Annotated in this window: 21 protein-coding genes; 16 read left to right on the top strand and 5 right to left on the bottom strand. The window is 35.5% G+C overall.

What is annotated here, in order from left to right:
• Positions 1–24: 24 nt before the first annotated feature.
• Entirely contained in the window at positions 25–990 is a 966-nt protein-coding gene (locus tag OL234_RS06900; protein ID WP_275468514.1) for a DUF7278 family profilin-like fold-containing protein, read from the top strand.
• Between the two features lie 457 nt (positions 991–1,447).
• Positions 1,448–4,087 (top strand): alanine--tRNA ligase, encoded by a 2,640-nt coding sequence (gene alaS, locus OL234_RS06895; protein ID WP_275468513.1) that lies wholly within the window; start codon positions 1,448–1,450, stop codon positions 4,085–4,087.
• 247 nt (positions 4,088–4,334) lie between these two features.
• Here the strand turns inward: alaS and OL234_RS06890 are convergent, their stop codons facing one another.
• The 4 genes from OL234_RS06890 to OL234_RS06875 all read right to left on the bottom strand — a co-directional run bounded on the left by OL234_RS06890 (position 4,335) and on the right by OL234_RS06875 (position 7,702).
• On the bottom strand, positions 4,335–4,940 hold the full coding sequence (locus OL234_RS06890) for a response regulator transcription factor (protein WP_275468512.1): 606 nt from the start codon (positions 4,938–4,940) through the stop codon (positions 4,335–4,337).
• Complete coding sequence (locus OL234_RS06885; RefSeq protein ID WP_275468511.1) at positions 4,937–6,052, bottom strand: sensor histidine kinase; 1,116 nt, start codon at positions 6,050–6,052, stop codon at positions 4,937–4,939. Before OL234_RS06885 ends, OL234_RS06890 begins: the two co-directional genes overlap by 4 nt.
• Positions 6,053–6,261: 209 nt before the next feature.
• Positions 6,262–6,813 carry an ABC transporter permease gene (locus OL234_RS06880; protein WP_275468510.1) on the bottom strand — a complete coding sequence of 184 codons (552 nt, stop codon included), beginning with the start codon at positions 6,811–6,813 and terminating at the stop codon, positions 6,262–6,264.
• 1 nt (position 6,814) lies between these two features.
• Positions 6,815–7,702 (bottom strand): ABC transporter ATP-binding protein, encoded by an 888-nt coding sequence (locus OL234_RS06875; RefSeq protein WP_275468509.1) that lies wholly within the window; start codon positions 7,700–7,702, stop codon positions 6,815–6,817.
• A gap of 543 nt (positions 7,703–8,245) precedes the next feature.
• Here OL234_RS06875 and OL234_RS06870 point away from each other — a divergent pair.
• Positions 8,246–8,749 carry a GNAT family N-acetyltransferase gene (locus OL234_RS06870; RefSeq protein WP_275468508.1) on the top strand — a complete coding sequence of 168 codons (504 nt, stop codon included), beginning with the start codon at positions 8,246–8,248 and terminating at the stop codon, positions 8,747–8,749.
• A gap of 29 nt (positions 8,750–8,778) precedes the next feature.
• On the opposite strand, the gene OL234_RS06865 is transcribed toward OL234_RS06870, so the two are convergent.
• On the bottom strand, positions 8,779–9,597 hold the full coding sequence (locus OL234_RS06865; RefSeq protein WP_275468507.1) for a Cof-type HAD-IIB family hydrolase: 819 nt from the start codon (positions 9,595–9,597) through the stop codon (positions 8,779–8,781).
• 156 nt (positions 9,598–9,753) lie between these two features.
• Between OL234_RS06865 and OL234_RS06860 the strand changes: the two genes are divergently transcribed.
• From OL234_RS06860 to gnd, 13 genes are all read left to right on the top strand, one after another.
• A complete protein-coding gene (locus tag OL234_RS06860; RefSeq protein WP_275468506.1) occupies positions 9,754–10,488 on the top strand; it encodes a hypothetical protein in 735 nt (244 codons plus the stop codon).
• 146 nt (positions 10,489–10,634) lie between these two features.
• Positions 10,635–11,972 carry a UDP-N-acetylmuramate--L-alanine ligase gene (murC, locus tag OL234_RS06855; RefSeq protein WP_275468505.1) on the top strand — a complete coding sequence of 446 codons (1,338 nt, stop codon included), beginning with the start codon at positions 10,635–10,637 and terminating at the stop codon, positions 11,970–11,972.
• Positions 11,973–12,114: 142 nt separating this feature from the next.
• Positions 12,115–12,570 carry a MaoC/PaaZ C-terminal domain-containing protein gene (locus tag OL234_RS06850; protein ID WP_275468504.1) on the top strand — a complete coding sequence of 152 codons (456 nt, stop codon included), beginning with the start codon at positions 12,115–12,117 and terminating at the stop codon, positions 12,568–12,570.
• A gap of 13 nt (positions 12,571–12,583) precedes the next feature.
• Positions 12,584–13,276, top strand: coding sequence for a Bax inhibitor-1/YccA family protein (locus OL234_RS06845; protein ID WP_275468503.1), 693 nt, complete (start codon positions 12,584–12,586; stop codon positions 13,274–13,276).
• Between the two features lie 254 nt (positions 13,277–13,530).
• Positions 13,531–16,188, top strand: a complete 2,658-nt coding sequence (gene polA / locus OL234_RS06840; RefSeq protein WP_275468502.1) for a DNA polymerase I — start codon at positions 13,531–13,533, stop codon at positions 16,186–16,188.
• 74 nt (positions 16,189–16,262) lie between these two features.
• Entirely contained in the window at positions 16,263–17,105 is an 843-nt protein-coding gene (gene mutM, locus OL234_RS06835) for a DNA-formamidopyrimidine glycosylase (RefSeq protein WP_275468501.1), read from the top strand.
• A gap of 1 nt (position 17,106) precedes the next feature.
• On the top strand, positions 17,107–17,697 hold the full coding sequence (gene coaE, locus OL234_RS06830; protein ID WP_275468500.1) for a dephospho-CoA kinase: 591 nt from the start codon (positions 17,107–17,109) through the stop codon (positions 17,695–17,697).
• Between the two features lie 156 nt (positions 17,698–17,853).
• Positions 17,854–18,318: a transcriptional regulator NrdR gene (gene nrdR, locus OL234_RS06825; protein ID WP_275468499.1), complete on the top strand. Its 465-nt coding sequence runs from the start codon at positions 17,854–17,856 to the stop codon at positions 18,316–18,318.
• A 23-nt stretch (positions 18,319–18,341) separates the two neighbouring features.
• Positions 18,342–19,772 carry a replication initiation and membrane attachment family protein gene (locus OL234_RS06820; protein ID WP_275468498.1) on the top strand — a complete coding sequence of 477 codons (1,431 nt, stop codon included), beginning with the start codon at positions 18,342–18,344 and terminating at the stop codon, positions 19,770–19,772.
• Complete coding sequence (gene dnaI, locus OL234_RS06815; protein ID WP_275468497.1) at positions 19,772–20,701, top strand: primosomal protein DnaI; 930 nt, start codon at positions 19,772–19,774, stop codon at positions 20,699–20,701. Before OL234_RS06820 ends, dnaI begins: the two co-directional genes overlap by 1 nt.
• Positions 20,702–20,883: 182 nt before the next feature.
• Positions 20,884–21,453, top strand: coding sequence for a YceD family protein (locus tag OL234_RS06810; protein ID WP_275468496.1), 570 nt, complete (start codon positions 20,884–20,886; stop codon positions 21,451–21,453).
• Between the two features lie 67 nt (positions 21,454–21,520).
• Positions 21,521–21,700, top strand: a complete 180-nt coding sequence (gene rpmF / locus OL234_RS06805) for a 50S ribosomal protein L32 (protein WP_275468495.1) — start codon at positions 21,521–21,523, stop codon at positions 21,698–21,700.
• 212 nt (positions 21,701–21,912) lie between these two features.
• Entirely contained in the window at positions 21,913–23,331 is a 1,419-nt protein-coding gene (gene gnd, locus OL234_RS06800) for an NADP-dependent phosphogluconate dehydrogenase (RefSeq protein WP_275468494.1), read from the top strand.
• Positions 23,332–23,460 lie beyond the last annotated feature (129 nt).

Here is a 23,460-nt window from a genome sequence, read left to right as displayed (position 1 = left end):
AATGCTGAAAGAAGTGGATTGACAGTGAAGTATGCAGATTATTTAACGTTACCAATCTGGCAAGAACTATCAGATGACCAGAAGCTAAATTTAGTTGATGATGTTCTTTTAGCTTGCATTAATTCTAAAATAAAATGGTCTAATGTGAGAGTGGAAACATTGATTTTAAAGAATCAAGAGTGCCGAACCATTGCGATTACTTTAGATGGCGATGAGTTTATATTTATTCCAAGTATCACAGATTGGGAGCTTGGAAGCTCTTTAGAAAGCAGCTCACTAGAAATAACCACCTTGCCGAAGGCCTGGCACTGTTTAGAAGGTGAGCTGTTTAGCCACAGTCCCCAACGTTTAGGATCAACGTCCCCAATGTTTGTGGCACAAAAAAGCCAACCAGCTGGAGTGAAACTAAAAGGTCACTATCATCTGGTGAGAGGGGAATACCAAGGAGATCAAGCTTTTTTTGATTTATTTAAAGGTGAGATTAAAGAAGTGCTACAGCCTGATCTAGATTTTTTAACGAGTCTCATATGGGAGTTTCCCACCCATTATTTAAAGCCAAAGCTATTTTACTTGGAACAACAAGTTCTAAATCCGGAAGTGTATGATATTTATTCTGTGGAAGTAGAAACTTATGGTGAGCTGTTATTGAGATTGTATCGTCAAGGGTATCAGTTGCTTTCAGAAGATGCTTGGGAAGCCGTTTTAGGTAGTCACTTCCTAGAAACAGTCAAGCAAAGGGAATCGACCGGGTTAGTTAGCGAAGTAAGTGAGAAGGCACCATTTGAATTACAACTTAACAGTCATTTCCCGAAGTTCGAGCTAACTGATCAAGATTACTGTCGTAAATTAAAAATTTATCTAGGTTCAACTAATAAACTATCATTGGCCTTTAGCGAGTGGCCTACTTATCAAAAGTTAGTGCTAGAAAAAGAGCTTGCAGGACTTAACCCTTGTTTATATGACTACCGCAAAGCAATTATTATTATGTGAAATGTAGAAGGAAAGTGAGTGTTTGAAATGTCACTAAGAAGGTTACTAGGGATTACTTTATTAATTATGTTAGGGTTATTCTTATTATTTATGTTAATAGGTTTTCTCAAAGGGTGGCTACTAAGTTACTAGTTGCTTTATATTAAGGCGGTTTGTAATAAAAAATTGACTTTTAAAGCTAGATTGATTATAATTTTAATGAAAAAGGATATGTTTTGTTTCCTTGTTTAGTCAGAGAACTTTTCAGATGCTGAGAGAAAAGTCTAAACAGTTTCAAAGTGCTCCCTTTGATAGAATTGGCAAGAAATTGTCACGCACCCCAGCGTTATCGGGCTTAAGAGGTAATGAAAGTTAAACATCATTGCAAACAAGGTGGTACCGCGAGTTGTCGTCCTTGTTTTGCATGGTGTTTTTTTGTTATTTAAAATGTTTTTTTATAAAAGGAAGGAAGAAAACAATGAAAAAATTATCAAGTAGTCAAGTTCGCCAAATGTATTTAGACTTCTTCAAAACAAAAGGACATACAGTAGAGCCAAGTGCCTCACTAGTGCCAGTAAATGATCCGACTTTATTATGGATTAATTCAGGTGTAGCTACATTAAAAAAATATTTTGATGGGTCAGTTGTTCCGGAAAATCCAAGAATTGTTAATGCTCAAAAGAGTATTCGTACAAATGATATTGAAAATGTAGGACGGACAGCACGCCACCATACCATGTTTGAAATGTTAGGAAACTTTTCGATTGGGGATTATCAAAAGAAAGAAGCGATTCATTGGGCGTGGGAATTTTTAACTGATAAAAATTGGATTGGCTTTGATGTTGATAAATTATATGTAACAGTTTATCCAGAAGATAAAGAAGCACGTCGTATTTGGGAAGAAGAAGTAGGCTTATCATCAGATCGCGTCGTTGATGTGAAAGATAACTTTTGGGATATTGGGGCGGGCCCATGTGGTCCTAACTCAGAAATTTTCTTTGATCGTGGAGAAGAATTTAATGATGTTGCCGAGGATGATCCTGAAAACTATCCTGGTGGCGAAAATGAACGTTACTTAGAAATTTGGAATTTAGTATTTTCAGAATTTAACCATACATTAGAAGATACCTATGAACCGCTACCTAATAAAAATATTGATACGGGTATGGGTCTTGAACGTATGCTTTCAATTATTCAAGATGCACCAACTAACTTTGAAACAGATTTATTTGTTCCAATTATTGAAGCGACAGCTAAATTAAGTGATGGCCAAATTTACGGCAAAGATGCTGCCGTAGACACATCATTTAAAGTAATCGCTGACCACACGCGTGCGGTAGCCTTTGCTATTGGTGATGGGGCTTTACCATCAAATGAAGGCCGTGGCTATGTGTTACGTCGTTTATTACGTCGCTCTGTGATGCATGGTAAAAAACTAGGTATTCATAAACCATTTATGTATCAATTGGTGCCTGTTGTGGCAGATATTATGTCATCATACTACCCAGAAGTTACAGAAAAAATGGATTTCATTCAAAAAGTTATCAAAACCGAAGAAGAACGTTTCCATGAAACGATTAATGATGGGTTACAAATTTTAACTGACTTAATTGAAAAATTAAAAGCTGATAATCAATCAAAATTAGCTGGTAAAGACATCTTCAAACTTTACGACACCTTTGGTTTTCCGGTTGAATTAACCGAAGAAATTGCTGAAGAAGCGGGTCTAACTGTCGATCATGCTGGGTTTGAACAAGAGATGGAAGCCCAACGTGAACGTGCCCGTTCAGCTCGTAACACTGATCAATCAATGAACGTTCAATCTGCTCTATTAACAGCTATTAAAGAAGACAGTGTGTTTGTCGGATATGATCAGACAGAAGCGACTGGCACCTTGTCAGTAATCATTGAAAATGAAACGTTAGTTGACTCAGTTTCAACAGGTGAGGCTCAATTAATTTTTAATGAAACACCATTCTACGCAGAAATGGGTGGACAAACTTATGATATGGGTGTGCTTACAACAGAAACTGGCGAAGTTGTAGCAACTGTTTCCGACGTTCAAAAAGCACCAAATGGTCAGGCTCTGCATAAAGTATCAGTAACAGCTGAACTTAAAAAAGGGCAAAAATATGTTTTAAAAGTCGACCGTAACCGTCGCATAAAAGTTCTTAAAAATCATACAGCGACTCACTTGTTACACCGTGCTCTGAAAGATGTGTTAGGGGATCATGCTAACCAAGCAGGCTCACTTGTGACACCAGAACATTTACGTTTTGACTTTACTCACTTTGGTCAAGTAACAGCTGAAGAATTAGCGCAAATGGAACAAATTGTCAACGAAAAAATTTGGGAAGCCTTAGTCGTTGAAACAGTGGAAACTGATGTTGAAACAGCTAAAGAGATGGGGGCTATGGCATTATTCGGTGAGAAATACGGTAAAGAAGTCCGTGTTGTCAATATCGGAGGCTACTCAATTGAATTGTGTGGAGGAACTCATGTCACAAATACTTCTGATATTGGGGTATTCAAGATTTTATCTGAATCAGGTATTGGGGCCGGAGTTCGTCGTATTGAAGCTGTTACAAGTAAAGAAGCTTACGATGTGTTGTGCGAAGAAGAAGGCTTCTTAAAACAAATTGCCGGTTTAGTTAAAGCGCCTCAATTAAAAGAAGTGCCAAATAAAGTAGAGCAATTACAAAAACAATTAAAAGAGTTACAAAAAGAAAATGATAGCTTAAGTACGAAATTAGCAAGCCAACAAGCAGGTGATGTTTTCAAAGAAGTCAAAGAAGCAAAAGGCTTAACTTATATCACAGCTAAAGTGACAGTGAAAGATATGAATCAATTACGTCAATTAGCTGATCAATGGAAACAAAAAGAATTATCAGATGTTTTAGTTTTAGGAACAGCGCAAGGCGAAAAAGCTAACTTATTAGTAGCAATGTCGAAATCAGCTAATGAAAAAGGCTTTAAAGCAGGTGATTTAATCAAAGCAATCGCACCACTTGTAGGTGGTGGCGGTGGTGGACGTCCTGATATGGCTCAAGCTGGTGGTAAAAATCCCGCAGGTATTAAAGAGGCTTTAGAAGCTGTAACCAACTGGTTAGAAAAATAAATCACGGCTATCTGTGATGTCACAGGTGTGAGTGTCCTAATAATGAAAAAGCTCCCAGCTACATTCAATAAAAGTGAATGTAGTTGGGAGCTTTTTTTAAATAGTTTAAAGATAAACTGTATGTTGGGTATTAAAAAAATATCTCCAGAGTTATTATTACCTGATTTTTGTGGGAAAGAAGTCTTTACAGAAAAGACTGGGGAGCGAATTTAAGTAAAAAAACAATCAGAGTGTTCTGATTGTTTTTTTATAGCCAGTGATGTTGTGTTGCCACATTAATCGCTTCGATACGTGAACGCGTACCGGTTTTGCTTAGGATAGCAGAGATATAATTACGAACAGTTCCTTCTGATAGGAACACAGTTTTGGCAATTTCTTGTGTAGATAAGCCGTGTTGAATATGAGCTAGAATCTCGAGCTCCCTTTTACTTAGAGGGTTTTTTTCTGCCCGTAATACATTTTTTACAAGTTCGGGGGAGTAAATAGTCGCGCCATTTAGAACAGAGCGGATAGTTTGAATTAAAAAATCACTAGGACTATCTTTTAAAAGATAAGCGCTAACATCAGCTGTAACGGCTTGTTGAAAGTAATTTTCTAAGGAAAATGTGGTTAGAATGACACACTTGGTTGCGGGTAAGGCTTCTTTTAATTGTGCGGCTACTTCTAACCCCGTTAGTTTTGGCATTTCGATGTCTAAAATCGCGACATCAGGCTGTAATTTTCGAATATCTGATAAGGCTGTTTTCCCATTAGTAGAGGAGCCAATTACTGTAAAGTCATCTTCTAGATTGAGAATGGTAACCAGTGCAGTTTTTAACATCTCTTGGTCTTCGGCAATATAGAGTGTTGTCATAATGTGACCTCCTTGGGTAGTGTAAATGTTAGAATAGTTCCCGCAGAAGTACTTATGCTAAGGCTTCCACCAGCTTCTATCATTCGTTGTTCCATACTCGTTAGACCAAATGCGCCTGAACGTATGGTTTGAATACCAATACCATTATCTTTTATCTCTAAAAAATACGTAGTTGAACTTTCTTTAAAAGTAAAAGTAGCAAGTTGAGCATGGCTGTGTCTTATCATATTGGTAACAGATTCAGTTATTACAGATGAAAAAATATGTTGGATATTGATTGGCCAAGAGTTAGAAAGCGTTTCATTTGTACTTTGAACAGTAATGTTTGCTAGTTTTAAATTATTTTCTTCTTCTATCATGGTTTGAGCGAGATTCTTTTCATGTAAGTTATTTACGATAGATCTGACTGAATTTAAGCTAGACCTTGATAGCTGAGCGATTTCAGAAAGTTCTTTTTCAGCAAGTATTGGCTCTTTTTTTAGTAATTTTTGAGCCAGCTCTGTTTTAAGTGTAATAATAGAAAAGGTTTGACCGACAGTATCATGTAAATCACGTGCAATACGGTCACGTTCACTTTGTTTGATAATAGCTTCCAAACGTTGGTTATTTCGGCGGAGTTGCTCACTTTTTCGGAAAGAACTCCACATAGAACGAGCTGCTAGTGGTGAGCCAATAGCAAAGGCTAGAGGTAATATAAGTTCTGCCCATTCTGTAATTGAAGAGAAATTCTGAAGCAGTGTGCTCCCAATAAAACTAATCGAGCAGGCCAAATAATAGCCAATGAGATACTTGTTGTAGGTATTTTTAGCTAAAGGAATGGAACCAATTTCCCAAGCTGTAAAAATAAATAAGTATCCATTTTGTTTAGTAATGCCTAAGACTATCGCAATAAGTAGTTGAGTCAAAATATTTAGAGGAAAAAGTGCTGTAATGGTATAGGCATCACGGTACGCTTTTAAAAATAAAAGGATTAACGCTAATAAAAAATAATCATAAGTTGTACTAATAGGGAATAAAGAAAGAATAATCGGCACCATAAATAGTAACCAAAAATAGGGTGTCAATCCAAATTTTTCAGGGAATAAGATATGGCGTTTTAAAAATGACGTCATAGACGATAAGGCTCCTTTTTGTTATGTAAGAAATTAAATATCCAAGTTAATGCTCCTAAAAAAAACGTCCAGATTACAATGTAAATGAGACTACTTCGACTGAATGGTGTTGTACTGTGACAAATTGATCGACTTAAACTAGCTAAGTGATAAGGGAATAGCTTACTGCCGATTTTCTGAACCCACTGAGGCAAAATTTCTAAAGGAAATCACAGACCACTTAAAATTGCTGTAGGAAAGACGATTAGATTACTTAGTAAGTTTATCACATTACTAGAGCCACTAAAAGAAATCATGATTCCAATTAACATCATGGGAGAAGCAATAATAGGTAAAATAAAAATTAGAAATGCCCAAGATAACAAAGAAAAACTGACATGGTTAACAAGGATTCCAAATAGTCCTAAGCCTAAGGTTGATAGACTAGACATGCAAATAAAAACAAGAAGCGTTGAAAAATAATAGTATATTTTGGGAGCAGGGGTTAGTTCAATAAAGAGTGTGAAATGTTGTGTATTATCATCGTGCAAAGTATTGGAGATGCTAATTACTGCACTTAAAAGCATACTATAGAGCATCATACTGATAAGATAATTTTCTTTCCACACTACTAGAGCTTCTTTTGGCATGTCTATAGTCATTATTTTTGTAAATAAAAGATAAAAGATTAACGGTAAAATTAAATTGAAAAAGAAAAATTTCAAATTGCGTAAAATCAATCGTTTAAAAGTGAGCTGGAGCTGATAGCCGAAACGTGTCATATTAATTATCTCCTTTGTTTAGTTGGTTAAAAAGTGTTTCAAGTGAATGTGGCTTGATTGATAGATTATGTACATCTGTAAGATGGGGGACAAGCTCTTTAATAAAACCATTCGTATCATTTGTAAGAAAGTGATACCGTGTTCCGGTTACAGAGTGGCTGACAATTGTTGAAAATGTTTTAAAAGAAGTAAAAGGAAGCTCGCTATTGAAACTTATTTCAGTTTGTCCGGCATGTTTTCTAAGTTGTTCAATACTACCATTAAAAGTCAGATTTTTATCTTTTAAAATTAAAAGGCGCGAGGCAATAGCCTCCAACTCCTCTAGATAATGACTTGTAATTAAAAAGGTTTTTCCTTGTTTTTGATAATAAGATATTTTTTTCCAAAAATGATAACGTGCATGACTGTCCATACCGGCAGTAGGTTCGTCTAAGAATATGAGTTCGGGATTTCCTGCCATTGTAATAGCAAAAGAGAGGCGTCGGTTTTGCCCACCAGATAATGTTGTAATGAAAGTATCTTCTTTCTCTTTTAAATCAGCTAGAATTATCAGTTCTTCATAAGAAAGAGGATTAGAATAGTAGGTTCTTGCTAGCATGAGACTTTCTTTGACGGTAACTTTTGATAATGAAAAAGAGTGTTGAAGCATGACACCAATAGTTTCTCGATCGGATTTTTCAAACGCATTTTTACCAAACAATTTAACCTGTCCATTATCACTACTTATCAGGTGCGTGATAATTGAGATTAAAGTTGACTTACCAGCACCATTTTCACCTAAAAGTGCGACTATTTCACCTTTATACAACTCAAATGAAATATTATTTAGAATTAAATTGTGCTTATACGATTTGCTAATAGTGTTGACGTTTAGAATAGGTTGTTCCATTAGTAATACCTCCTTTTCTACTACTATAAAGAATGAGTAGCGATTAGATAAGTACTTGATGTCATGAGGTAATATGACAATTGTCATTTATTAAGTCAAAGGAGTCACGATAATTAACAAGCAGTGTATCCTAGTAAGGAATGAAAACCTTTAAATAGGGAGCTGTGATATGACAGCAAAACTATTAGTTTTAACTGATTTATCAACAGAAAAGAAAGCAAAGGGACGTGATAGCAAACGATTTATATAAACAAAGCCGATTTTTATTATATATAATGGATTTGTTTATATTAAAATAATGCTGCTATTTATCTTCTAAGCCTTGAGACTGCTCTGATTTTAATTCTTTTGCATAAATTGGACAGTAATTACTTGTCTTGTTTTAAAAAATAAAAGTTATTAAAGTGATCAGTTCAAAATCAAAAATATTATGGTGGGGATGTGAGTAATAAATATCTTAGTGCGTAGTTAACTTATGATAAAGGACTAGCTTTTAGCCTTGTTTTTTATTATGATAACTAATAAAAAGAGTGAGGTGAGCAGATGATAACATTAGCAAGTCAGGCAGATATTCCAGAATTAATGAGAATTTTTAATCAAGGAACGGCTTACTTTAAAGCATTAGGGATTGATCAGTGGCAAGGGAGTTACCCGGAGTTTACAGTTCTTGAACAGGACATCACTGCAAAACAGTGTTATGTAAAAAAAGAAGAGGGAATGATTGTAGGGACGATTGTGGTTAGTTTGTTGGAAGAAACCTGTTATGGAGGTTTAAAAGCAGGTGCATGGCGATATGATGAGCCTTACACTGTGATCCATCGTTTGGCGATCAATAGGGAGCATCCTACCAAAGGCGTGTCTTATGAGCTTTTAGCTTGGGCTGAGAGGGTCACAAAATTAGCTAATCGGCAAGTGATTCGAGTTGATACTCATGCTGACAATAAAGGAATGCAACATATCTTAACGAAAGTAGGTTATGAATTAGTCGGTGAAGTGATGTTGGATGATGGTGGTCAACGAGTTGTTCTAGATAAAAAAGTTAAATAAAAAAACGTAGCTAACTTAGCTACGTTTTTTTATTTATTTAGGATGAATTTGTTAATTGCCTCTGATACAGCACTGTTATTATGATCATTTTTACAAATATAATTAGCCTGTTCTTTAAGTTCTGGAACAGCATTGGCAACTGCCACACCAGTCCCTGCTAAGGCGACCATTGTCCGGTCATTCATATTATCTCCAATGGCCAGCACTTCTTCTGGCTGAATAGCCAGACGTTTTAAAAGTTTAGCTAGAGCATTTCCTTTGTTGATGCCATGTGGATTAAATTCAATATAACGATGAGAAGAATAATTGATATCTAAGCTGTTTTTCAGCTCGATTGGGAGTGAGTCTTCAATCGCTTGTAAACAAGTCATATCAGCATGTTGAAAATTTATTTTTAAAATGGCGTCATCACGTAAATGTTCAATTGACGGTGTCTCCATAACGTTAATTACAACATGATCGTCTAGGAAGCCTTTTTCATTATCATTCATGCGATAAGTGAAAATATCAGTCAGTGTAAAGACATGAATCAAAACATCTTCAGCTACACCTAGATTGAAAATTTGTAAAGCTTGCTCAAATGTTAAGTTAGTTTGATCTAAGATGGTATTTTCAAAATTTTCAGTTGTTACACCACCATTATATGAAATAGAATAGGTCTCTTTTTTATTATGAATGTCTGTTGCTTTTAGAATGTGTTGAAAATCATTAAAGCTACGACCAGTTGCAGGAATAAAATGAATTCCTAAATCTTGTGCTTTATTTATTGCTGCTAGATTAGCAGGGGAGATAATCCCATCTTCTGTAATTAATGTTTCGTCAATATCACTAACAATTGCTTTGTACATAGTAACCCTCCTTCAATATTTCCTTATATATCATAACTTAAGGAACTGAAAGTCGCCATCATTTTAATTATTTAATTAAAATAATCATGAAGTGTTTTGTCTCGTATAAAAATATGATACACTGATTGTTAGATATAATTTAAGGATGGGTGACTAATGACGGAGTTTTCAAACAAACGTAAGTATTTTAGATTCCCTCTGTTTGATGATAACGAAAAAGTTAAAATAAAGGAAAGCGATATGCGTTCTTTTTTAGAAAATGATTTCCCGGTAAACACTAGTGAAGAACCGGTACAAACATCAAATTTTGCGGAGTCCCATGACACTAATAAAATAATTAAAACAGAAAAAAGTGACGCGATAAGCTCTGACTATGACGAAAAAGGGACCTATTTAAAAGCTCCGAAAGTCAACGAGCCAGTCAAAGAGATTAGAAAACCTAAATTTTATAATGATTATCAATCAAGCTTTGAAAAGAAACGTCAACGTCGAAATCAAGCCAATGTTAGTGAGACTTTAGTAGGTGAGGTACCTAAAAGAACAGTGGCAGATAAATATGATGAAGTAATTCCAACTCGTGGTTTGAAAAATAGAGGATTTATCGCGAAAAAAATCCCAGAATCACAGGTAGCTAAGTTACAAGAAAAAGAGCAAATTGAAGCTGAAGCTCTTAAAGATAAAGACGAGTTATTGACACGCTTTAAGAAAAAAGAAGCTGACGTTACCTTGCTAGCTAAGGAGGATGAGTTAGCAAACATGTCTGAACCTGAAAAAGTAGTGAGTGAAGAAGTCGGTGAGATACAAAAAAAAGCCACGCCAAGATTAGAAAAATCATTGAATTGGTTAATAGATGAGGACAATCCGACGATTACCAATAAATATTTTGATTAAAAATTAATCACTTACTTTTTTTAAGTAACTAAGGGTTTTTGATTGAATTTTTTGTGACAATGTAAGATAATATAAAACGATATAAATTTGTTAGGCTGTTAATATAAACTTAACGGAGATTTTAAAAATCAGAAAAGAGGATTTTTATGGATAAAAAAGTGGCACCAATCTACCATTTTGTAGGAATAAAAGGAGCAGGGATGAGCGCCCTAGCTTTAATTTTGCATGAAAAAGGTTATCGTGTACAAGGATCCGATATTGAAAAATATTGTTTCACTCAAAGAGAGTTAGAAAAAGCAGGTGTGCCAATCTATCCTTTTGATGAAGCTAATATCAAAGAGGGCATGATTGTTATTGCAGGCAATGCCTACGAAGATAATCACCGTGAGATTCAAGAAGCTTTAAAAAAAGGCTTACGTGTTGTGAGATATCATCGCTTTATTGGTGAATTTATCAAAAACTTTACAAGTATTGCTGTAACAGGCGCACACGGTAAGACAAGTACAACAGGTTTATTGGCCCATATCATGAGTGGTATTGTTCCAACTAGTTATTTAATTGGAGACGGTACAGGACATGGCGTAGCTAATGCTGATTATTTTGCTTTTGAGGCTTGTGAATATCGTCGTCATTTCTTAGCTTATTCTCCAGATTATGCGATTATTACCAATATTGATTTTGATCATCCGGATTACTATAAGAGTCTAGATGATGTTTTAGATGCTTTCCAAACTTTCTCATCTCAAGTTTCAAAGGGCTTAGTTGTCTTTGGGGATGATGAACAATTAAGAAAGTTAGAAACAAAAGCGCCAATTTATTACTATGGAACGAATGAAAATGATGATTTCCGTGCGATTAATATTGAACGTACGACAACAGGATCAGAATTTGATGTAACTTATAAAGATGAAGTGATTGGACATTTTGAATTACCAGCCTTTGGTATGCACAATGTTTATAACGCTTTAGGTGTGATTGCTATTTCTCACTTAGAAAACATTGACTTAATAAAAGTCGCAACAGAAATGGCGACGTTTGGTGGTGTTAAACGTCGTTTTAGTGAGAAAAAAGTTGATGATATGATTATTGTTGATGATTATGCCCACCATCCGGCAGAGATTCGTGCTACAATCGATGGTGCTCGTCAAAAGTACCCAGATAAAAAAGTGATTGGTGTCTTCCAACCACATACCTTTACGCGTACAGTTGCTTTATTAGATGAGTTTGGGGAAGCCCTTGACCTAGCAGATCATGTTTATCTATGTGATATTTTCGGGTCTGCCCGTGAAGTTCAAGGTGATGTAAAAATTGAAGATTTAGGTGAAAAAATTACTAAAGGTGGACAAGTTATTTCTGAAGATAATGTATCACCATTATTAGATTACCATGATGCTGTCGTAATTTTCATGGGCGCCGGCGATGTTCAAAAATTCCAACAAGCCTATGAAAGATTATTAGGAACAACAAGAAAAAATAGTATGTAATTGGGAAAAGCTCTTCATTGGAAGAGCTTTTTTTTTATAATAAAAATCAATTTTTAGAAATAAGTTTTAAGTGATCATACTTGCTCTTTTGTTGGGATTTGGTACAATAAATAGTATAGAAAATGGAGGTGTCTCTTTTAAAATGATTGGAAAGCCAAGAAAAATCGGCAACACAATAAATGAGATAGAAGAAGGCCAGTCACTAAGTGTGACAGAATCAATTGAAGACAGTCAGTTGTTATTATATTTAGGGTTAACAAATGATGCCAACCCACTGTATATTCAACATGACTATGCCAAAACAACTGCGTATGAAAAACCAATTGTGCCCTCAGCAATGTTGATGGGAATTGTGACAAGTGCAGTGTCTAAACATTTACCAGGACCAGGCTCGCATGTGGTTAATTTTTCAATTAACTTTATCGAACCCGTCTATCACTATGAAACCTTAACCTTTGATTTTGAAGTAATCAAAGTTGATAAAATGAAAGAAGTTGTGACTATATCAGTTGAGGCAGTAAATGAAAAAGAAAATCGTGTCTTGGATGCCGTTGTTATTGTCCAACCACCAGCAAAAAATTCAGAAGAAGTAGAATAAAAGGAGTGTTTAAATGAATAATTATAATCAAACAGCTGAAAGAACTGGTATCTCAGCCTTTTTTGCTAAAATATATGCCTATATGGGGATGGGGGTTGGTATTAGTGCTTTAACCTCATATCTAACGTTAACAGTCTTTGAAGATTCGATTTATCGTTTTGTAGCAAGCGTTCCTGGCGGTTTGTTTATCCTATGGGCAATCGAGATTGGGTTAGTATTAATGTTAAGCGCTAAAGCGGTTAAAAACCCAACCTTAGCGCTAGGTGGCTTTATTGCTTATGCCGCAATCAATGGAGTGGTCTTAAGCTTTACCTTGAGCATGTATACGCAAGAATCTATCACCAATGCCTTTATTTCAGCTGCTGTAACATATGGTGTGATGGCAGTATTAGGCTACCGTACTAAAAAAGATTTATCAGGAATGGCACATGCCATGCGTAGTGCCTTAATTGGGGTTATTATTGTGATTTTATTAAATGCTTTCTTATTACATAGTAGTCCAGTTTCAATGTTTATCTCAATTGTGACCATATTTATTTTTGCAGGATTAACAGCTTATGACCATCAAAAAATCAAGGCTTACTATTATCAATATGGTGATAGTCAAGAGATTAATGGTATTGCGATTTTCTGTGCGTTACAATTATACTTAGACTTTATCAACTTATTAATTTCATTCTTACGTATCTTTGGTAGTCGTGATTAATAGTTAGATTTTTCAATAATTAAGCATAAAAAATGACTTACTTTGGCTATTAAAGCCACAGTAAGTCATTTTTTGTTGTGACCCTATTTGTTTATAAAATAAATAAAAGTAATGGAGTGGTTTAACTGATTGTGAATGGTTAGTGAGAGAATAGTCAGTAAGTTTAAAATTATCAAACTAACCAGCCCCTTAACATCGCATAGTCGTGTTTTTTTTGGTAAAATAAAAGTGAGAAAAGAGAATGGAGAACAAATATGCCTAAAAATAAATTATTATTAATTGATGGAAACAGTATTGCCTTTAGAGCCTTTTATGCCGTCCAAAATTTTGAATCATTTAAAACTAAAACGGGATTACATACTAATGCGGTCTTGTTCTTTAACAATATGTTAGAGAGCATTATGGAAAAGGAAAAACCTAGTCATGTTCTAATTGCTTTCGATGCAGGGAAGACCACTTTTAGGCACGCTTTTTTTGATGAGTATAAAGCAGGACGTGCTAAAACACCAGGTGAATTTAAAGAACAGATGCCTTATATTCGGGAGTTGATAGAAGCCTGTGGGATTAAGCATTATGAATTAGCAGATTATGAAGCAGATGATATTATTGGAACACTAGCCAAACGAGTTGATCCTACAGAGTATGACGTTGTCGTTCTTTCAGGAGATAAGGATTTAACTCAGCTAGCTTCTGAGACTATTAGAGTTGAGGTGACCTCTAGAGGTGTTAGCGAACTCGTAACTTACACGCCGGCCTTTATTAAGGAAAAGTATGGTTTAGAGCCGATGCAAATTGTTGATATGAAAGGTCTAGCTGGAGATAGCTCAGATAATATCCCTGGTGTGACGAGAGTTGGTGAGAAAACAGCTCTCAAACTGTTACATGAATATGGTTCTGTGGAAAATTTATATGAACATATTGACGACTTAAAACAAAGCAAGATGAAGGAAAATTTAATTAATGATCGTGAGCAAGCTTTCTTAAGCAAGAAATTAGCAACAATTGATACTAACGCACCAATTGAGATTGTCGTAGACAGTCTTCTATATGAAGGAAAAGAGTTAGAAAAATTGGTCCCTTTTTATCGTGAGATGGAGTTCAAACAACTCTTAAATAAGCTAGATACAAGCCAACTAGATGAAGCAGGTGAAAGTTTAAGTGATATTCAATTTGAACACGTTCTAGATAGTGCTGATGTGACACCGGAGATGTTTACTGATGAGATGAGTTTCTATATCGAAATCCTAGATAAAAATTATCATACAGCTGAAGTTCAAGGGGTTTCTTGGGGCAGTTGCGACAGTTTATATGTAAGTCAAGGAGACAGTGTGTTACACAGTCCTCTTATGCAAGAATGGTTGGAAGATAAGACACGTCATAAAAATGTCTATGATGCTAAAGCTAACTTGGTCTTATTGCATCGTTATGGGATTAAATTAACAGGGATTAGTTTTGATAGTTTATTAGCAGCCTATTTGATTGATACTAATGATAAGAGTGAGGATCTGGCTGAAGTAGCTTTTAACCATGATTACTATGAATTAGAACGAGATGAGGCAATTTATGGGAAAGGCGCTAAGATTGCGATACCAGAAGAGTCTATTTTCTTTGGTCATCTAGCTCGTAAAGTGAAAGCTTTAGAAACGATTAAGCCGACCTTAGTAAAAAAATTGGCAGATAAAGAGCAAAGTGAGCTATTTTATGAGATGGAGTTACCTTTGAGTCATGTATTGGCGGAGATGGAAAGTACTGGTATTGCAGTCAATGCTCAACGTTTACAAGAAATGAAACAAGAGTTTGCAGTCCAACTACAAGCGATTGAAACGCGGATTTATGAACAAGCGGGTGAAGAATTTAATATTAATTCACCGAAACAATTGGGTGTTATCTTGTTTGAAAAAATGGGATTGCCTGTGATTAAAAAAACGAAAACAGGTTACTCAACTGCCGTGGATGTTTTAGAACAATTAAAAGAACAAGCACCAATTATTGAAGATATCTTACATTATCGTCAAATTATGAAAATTCAATCAACTTACGTTGAAGGACTTCTAAAAGTAATCCATCCAAATGATGGCAAAATTCATACACGATATGTTCAAACGTTGACTCAAACTGGTCGTCTAAGTTCAGTTGATCCCAATTTACAAAATATTCCGGTACGTTTAGAAGAAGGACGTAAAATTCGTCAAGCTTTTGTGCCAAGTCATCCCGACTGGCAAATTTTTTCATCAGATTACTCTCAAATTGAGTTACGTGTTTTAGCTGATATTGCTCAAGATGAACACATGCGCGAAGCATTTAGAGAAGACCAAGATATTCATGCTAGTACAGCTATGCGTGTCTTTGGTGTCGCCGAAACATCAGAGGTGACGCCAAACATTCGTCGTCAAGCCAAGGCTGTCAATTTTGGGATTGTTTATGGGATAAGCGATTATGGGTTATCACAAAATCTTGGCATTAGTCGTGTTGAAGCTCAAGAATTTATTGATAAATATTTTGAAAAATATCCAGCGATTAAAACGTACATGGAAGAAGTTGTACGTGAAGCGAAAGATAAAGGATATGTGGAGACTTTATGGCATCGTCGTCGTTATCTACCAGATATTAATGCTCGTAATTTTAACTTACGTACATTTGCTGAGCGGACAGCGATTAACACGCCAATTCAGGGAAGTGCTGCTGATATTTTAAAAATTGCCATGATTCAAATGGCCAAACGTTTGAAAGCAGAAAAATTAGAAGCGACTATGTTATTACAAGTCCATGATGAGTTGGTTTTTGAAGCACCCGAATCAGAGATACCTCGCTTAGAAAAACTGGTCAAAGAAGTGATGGAACAAGCTGTTGAATTGAGTGTGCCGCTAAAAGTTGATAGTAGTGTTGGCGATACTTGGTACGAAGCTAAATAGTGACAGTTGCAAGAAAAGTCAAGGAGTTATCTCTTGGCTTTTTTGACTATTAAGAGAAGAAAAGAGGAAAATACATGCCAGAATTACCAGAAGTAGAAGCTGTTAGGATTGGTTTAGAACAATTAGTTTTAGAAAAAGAAATCTTAGAAGTTGCCGTATTTTGGCCACGTATTATTGAGAGCCCTGAAGTCGAAAGCTTTCAGCAAGCGTTAATTGGTGAAAAAATTACAGGTTTACAGCGTCGTGGGAAATTCTTAATTATTAAATTGACGCATTATGATTTAATTTCACACTTACGGATGGAAGGAAAATATGAATGTCATCAAAGAGATGATGATATAGCTAAGCATACTCATGTCATTTTTAAATTTACAGATGAAACAGAGTTGCGTTATTTAGATGTTAGGAAGTTTGGTAGAATGAATTTAGTACCTAAAGATCAAAGTTTAAATTATAAAGGAATTTTAAAACTAGGTCCAGAACCCATCCCAACTGAATTTAAGTTGCCAGACTTTAGAGAAGGGTTGAAAAAATCACACAAAGCGATTAAACCCTTATTGCTTGAGCAAAAGTTGGTTACTGGTTTAGGGAATATCTATGTAGATGAGGCACTCTTTGCTGCTCAAATACACCCAGAACAACCAGCGGATTCATTAACTATGACTGAAAGCGAAGAGCTTTATCACGCTATCATTGGCGTCTTAGGTCGTGCTGTAGAAGCTGGTGGAACAACTATTAGAACATATAAAAACGCTTTGGGAGAAGCTGGTAAATTTCAAACTGAATTAAAGGTATATGGTCAAACTGGGATGCCATGTGTGACTTGTGGCAGTCCAATTATTAAATTAAAAGTTGCGCAAAGAGGTACTCATATTTGTCCAAACTGTCAACTCTTAAAAAAGATGGGAGAGAATTAGGATGAGTTTTGTTTTAGGTGTAACAGGTAGTATTGCAACTGGGAAGAGTACAGTAACAAAGTACTTAAGAGATCAAGGGTTTGCGATAATCGATGCCGATCAAGTTGCTAGAGAAGTCGTCCAAGCAGGGACTCCTGGTTTAGCAGCAATTGTGACTTACTTTGGGGAAGGTATATTGACGAAAGAGAGGGAATTAGATCGTCAAAAACTTGGGACTATCATCTTTTCAGATGAGACGAAACGTCAAGAATTAGATACTATCTTAAAAGGATTTATTAGGACAAGCTTTATGAAAAAATTAGCCGTGTTTAAACAACAAAAAGAAGCTGTGATTGTTTGTGATATTCCTTTACTTTATGAAGCTGGTTATGATGAGTTAATGGATAGGGTCATGGTGGTATACGTACCAGAAGTTATTCAGTGCCAACGTCTAATGGCTCGTGATCAACTGACTGAAGTGGAAGCAAGAAAACGTATGGCAAGTCAAATGAGCATTGAAGATAAAAAAAAGCGAGCCGATATTATCATCGATAATGGAGGGTCACGTGCTAATACTTACCAGCAAGTGGCTGCTTTTTTAAAGGAGCAATAAAAATAAATGAAAACACCTGTCCATGATGGGCAGGTGTTTTTCTTAATTGTTCGTATAATAAGCCAATACTATGCCATTACTGGTTTTCATGGTATAATAACAGTTAGAATACGACTATTATCGAGTGGTGATAGCTAAAATATAGAGGTGAAAAAAATGCAATGTTCAAAATGTCAATATAATGGGTCGCGTGTGGTCGATAGTAGACCAGCTGATGAGGGGCGTGCTATTCGTCGGCGCCGTGAATGTGAATCTTGTGGCTTCAGATTTACAACCTTTGAACGAATTGAAGCAGCCCCATTATTAGTTATTAAAAAAAATGGTGGACGTGAGGAATTTAATCGCGATAAAATTTTAAGAGGCTTAATTCGCTCAGCTGAAAAACGTCCTGTCTCAATGGAGCAAATGGAACAAATTGTTGACCAAGTGGAAAATAAAGTTCGTAGCTTAGGTGAAAATGAAGTCTCAACCACCTTAATCGGTGAATATGTCATGGAAGATCTTGTTGACTTAGACGAAATTGCTTATATCCGTTTCGCAAGCGTTTATCGTCAGTTTAAGGATATGAGTGTTTTCTTAAAAGAAATGCAAGACATCCTCGATAAAGATGGTAAGTCTTAAATTAAAAATAAGGAGGCTGTATTGTGAGGAACGACGCTTGGAAACAGTTGCATCCACAAGATAGTTTTATTGTTAAAATAGTGAAGCCAATCGAACGTTCTCATGAACAGGCGCTAAGTTTTTTATATCAACCGGTAATTGGAATAGATGCTTTTGGCTTGTATCACACACTGCTATCCTCTATTGACCCATCAGACTATGATAGTTATGAACAGCGACATGCAGAGCTATTTAATCAGTTACTGATTGATTTACCTAGGCTCTATAAAGCGCGTGCTCGTTTAGAGGGGATTGGATTGTTAAAAGTTTATGTTCAGCAAACAAAAGAACAACGACGCTTTTTGTATGAACTCTTTCCTCCGCAAACAGCTCAAGCTTTCCTTAGCGATGATGTGTTGAGTCTATTATTGATAGATAGTGTTGGACAAGTAAAGTATGAACAATTGGTTAAACGCTTTAGAATTCCAAAAATTGATACATCAGATTATTTAGAAATAACTCAGAAGTTTTTAGACGTCTACGAATGGCACGAGCAGAGTATGAGTTCTCATCAAGAGTTATTTAGCCAAACTAAAGCTCAACTTGAACAAGTACCGACGCCTAAGATAACGGTAAAAGACGCTAGCTTTGATTGGGATTATTTTTTAGAATCTTTAAATGGTCTGTATTTGGACAAGGTACATTTAGAAGAAGAAGGTCAAGAGACCATATACACTTTACATAAATTATACGGGATTGATGAGTTAGAAATGAAGCGACTCTTGGAGCCCGAAATTGACTATAGCACTAATAAAGTCAACTTGAATAGTTTGCGCCAACAAATTATTAAGCAGTATCATAAACCTAAAAAGCAAATAGTCGAGACGCCGCTAGCAGACGATTCGACAGGTGAGTTGACGAAGGAAGAACAAAAAGTTCGTCGAAAAAACACCTTACTACAAAAAGGCTTCACACCAGTAGAGGTAAACGTTATTTTGTCAAGTGAGGCATTTAACCCTATGGTTTTCTTGGATACCTTAAAACGTCAAAAAGGTGGCTTTGTGGCGAATGAGGAGCGTTGGGCTTTAGAAAATATTGTGAAACAATCAGGTTTACCTGATGCGGTGATAAATGTGCTGGTACATTTTATTTTGGTTGCAAAAGATAATAAGATGTTAAATGCTAAATATGCCAATTCAATTGCCAATGATTGGGCTCAATCTCGTATTAAAACACCTGAAGATGCCCTAACCAAAGTGAAAGAATTGGTTTTAGAAACTGGGGAGTCACAACATACCAAAAAAGGGACTAATCAAAAACGTTACTACAACAGTAAAATACCACTGAAAAAAGAAAGTTTACCAGAATGGGTAGATCAGAAAAATGAAGAAACGCCAGTTTCTAAAGAAGAGGAAGAATTCTTCAAAGAACAACTGCGTCAATTAAGAAAGCCTAAGGAAGAGGGTGGAAGTTAATGGAAAATGTCGGAAATGAATTGACCAAGGTATTAGATAAGAAAAATTGGAGCTCTCGTTTTGATGAACTTGTAAACAACGTCATGGAAGATCCAGATGTGGCTCAGTTTATTTTAGAACACCGAGAAGAATTGACTGATGAGGCTATTACAAAAAGTTATGCTAAATTGTATGAATTTGTTCAAGAAAAAAAGAAGTTTAAGTTAAATGATCCAACAATGATTGCACCCGGTTATGAACCGCAATTATTTATGAATTTTCATTTTATTGACGTGACATATGTTCCAACTAAAGAATTATTAGCAAAAAAAGCGGCACAAGAATTGAGTAATCGTGTGAAGACGATGAATGTACCAAAAGATATTAAAGAGGCAAGTATTGATAACTATACCGTGTCTAGTGAACGTAAAGAAGCCTTAGCTGAAGCTTTTTTCTTTATTCGTTCATATACAGAAAATCCCAAAGAGTTTCACCAAGGATTATATTTACAAGGTTCTTTTGGTGTGGGGAAGACGTATCTATTAGGTGCCATTGCCAATGAGTTAGCCGACCATGAGGTTCAAACAACGCTTTTAAATTTCTCTTCTTTGGCTACTGAAATGAAGGCAGCTATTGGCAGTAATAGTGTGGTAGATAAAGTCGATGCGATTAAAAAAGCTGAGATTTTGATGCTAGATGATATTGGCGCAGAGTCTTTGAGTCCTTGGATTAGAGACGATGTTCTAGGCGTTATTTTACAGTACCGTATGCAAGAACAACTGCCAACATTTTTTAGTTCCAATTTAAGCATGGATCAATTAGAGAAAGAACACTTATCAACCACAACAAAAGGAGAAGAACCTTTAAAAGCAAAACGTATTATGGAAAGAATCCGTTATTTATCCAAAGAGATTAAAATGGTCGGTAAAAATCGCCGTTTAAATAATTAAAAATAAAAAGAAAGTCAGCAAAATTGTTATAAAATAGTCTAAATAGAAGTGGAAATGTTGATTTATCAACGTTTCTCAACTGAATTGTTTAAGAGCTTTAGTTGAGTCTGTCAAGAAAATATCATTGACAAACATTTCTAAGCCTAGTATAATAACTTTTGTTGCTTAGAGGTGAAAAAAGAATGAAATGGTCACTATTAGAATTGAAAAAATACAGAGATGAACCACTAGTCTTTTCAGAAACAGCTGATGTCAGTGTATCACTGACTCAAAGAGACCCAGGGATTATCACAGCCGAACCAGTTAGGGTGACAGGCACTTTAACGGTCAATCAGACTGAGTATATTGTCAATTTTAACATCGAGACAGTCTTAACCTTAGCATCAACCCGTTCATTAGAACCAGTACCTTATCCAATGTCATTAGATGTAATGGAAATTTATATGACGCCTGAGCAGTTTGCTTCGCAAAAAGAGCTAATCGCCTCAGATGAGATTGTAATGGTTTTAGAAAAAGATCTTATTGACTTGACAGAAGCTGTAGAAGATCACTTACTACTTGCTTTACCATTACAAGTTTTGACTGAAGAAGAAAAACTAAATGATGCAACAGTCAAAGGTCAATCGTGGGAATTGATGTCTGAAGATGCCTACTATCAAAAACAAGAGCAACAAGAAGAAACTAATATTGATCCTCGTCTTGCTAAATTGTCAGCTTTATTAGATAATAATAAAGATTCCGATGACAAGTAAGATTGGAATAGATGGTATAAATAAGCTTGCTTGTTTGTACTAAATGATTTAAGGAGGTGTAGTTAATATGGCAGTACCTGCTAGAAGAACTTCAAAAGCTAAAAAAGCTAAGCGTCGTACACATTACAAATTATCAGTACCTGGTATGAGCACTTGTGCGAACTGTGGCGAAATGAAACGTAGCCACCACGTATGTCCAGCTTGTGGTCATTACGATGGTAAAGACGTTAAAACAACAGAAGCATAATAACATTTTCGAAATGTTTAAATCCCTTAGACAACCATGGAGTCTAAGGGATTTTTTGTTATATAAAAAAACAAAAATTTTAAGTAAAAAAAACTTTTAAATAAGTCATGCTTGTTTAAAAAAAACTTTAAATACGCTATAATAAAATTATAGGGTCTGAAATTATAATATTTTTAGACTTCTTTCATTCAGAGTTAATTAGGAGGAAAATCATGTCTAAACAACAAATTGGTGTCGTTGGTATGGCTGTTATGGGGAAAAATTTAGCTTTAAATATTGAAAGTCGCGGTTATTCAGTTTCAATATTTAATCGTACTGCTTCAAGAACCGAGGAAGTCATTGCTGAACATGGAGATAAAAAATTAGTACCAACTTATACAATTGAAGAGTTTGTTACATCTTTAGAAAAACCACGTCGCATCATGTTAATGGTCCAAGCGGGAGATGCTACGGATAAAACAATTCAAAGTTTATTACCGCATTTAGATAAGGGTGATATTTTGATTGATGGTGGTAATACTTTCTTCCAAGATACTATTCGTCGTAATGAAGAATTAGCCAACTCAGGTATTAACTTTATTGGAACAGGTGTTTCTGGTGGAGAAGAAGGAGCACTTAAAGGCCCTTCAATTATGCCAGGTGGTCAAAAAGAAGCCTATGATTTAGTTGCGCCAATTTTTGAAAAGATTGCTGCTGTAGCAGAAGACGGTGAACCATGTGTGACTTATATTGGACCAAATGGTGCCGGTCACTATGTGAAAATGGCACATAACGGGATCGAATATGGTGACATGCAACTAATTGCTGAATCATATGATATTTTAACGAAATTATTAGATTTATCAGTAGAAGAATGTGCTGAAATCTTTACAGAGTGGAACAAAGGTGAATTAGATAGCTATTTAATCGAAATAACATCTGATATTTTAACCCGTAAAGATGATGAGACAGGAAAACCTGTTGTAGATGTTATTTTAGATGCTGCAGGTAATAAAGGAACAGGAAAATGGACAAGCCAAAGTGCGCTAGATTTAGGTGTCCCATTACCTCTAATTACTGAATCAGTATTCGCTCGCTATATTTCAGCTATGAAAGATGAACGAGTGGCTGCTAGCAAAATTATTCCAGCACCAGCCGTTAAGGCATTTGAAGGTGATATAAAAGAATTTGTTGAAAAAGTCCGTGAGGCGTTGTACTTTAGTAAAATCATGAGTTACGCTCAAGGTTTTGCTCAACTTCGTATCGCTAGTGAAGAGTTTGGTTGGGATTTAGAGTATGGTGAAATTGCTAAAATTTTCCGTGAGGGATGTATCATCCGTGCTAAATTCTTACAAAAAATTACTGATGCCTATGATCGCCAAGCTGATTTGAAAAATCTATTGTTAGATGACTATTTCAATGATATTACACAAAAATATCAACAATCTGTCCGTGATGTAGTCGCGGTAGCTATCCAAGCCGGTGTACCAGTTCCGACATTCTCATCAGCTATTTCTTACTATGATTCATATCGTAGCGAAAATTTACCTGCTAATATTATTCAAGCACAACGCGATTATTTTGGCGCTCATACTTATAAACGTAAAGACAAAGAGGGCACATTCCATTATGATTGGTATAGTGAAAAATAAGTGTTTTTTATTAATTAATAGTTAGATTCAGCAAAAAGAAGACTTTTTATTTCGGAGTGTATTATTGAAATGGTCAGTCTTCTTTTTTGCTGATTAAAAGAAACCGTTTTAAGAAGAAGGATATTTTTC

This window comes from Vagococcus intermedius, from assembly GCF_029144185.1.
In the GTDB taxonomy this organism is placed as follows: Bacteria; Bacillota; Bacilli; order Lactobacillales; family Vagococcaceae; genus Vagococcus_D; species Vagococcus_D intermedius.
Note: the sequence above shows the minus strand (reverse complement) of the source record. Positions and strands in the feature narration are given on the sequence as shown.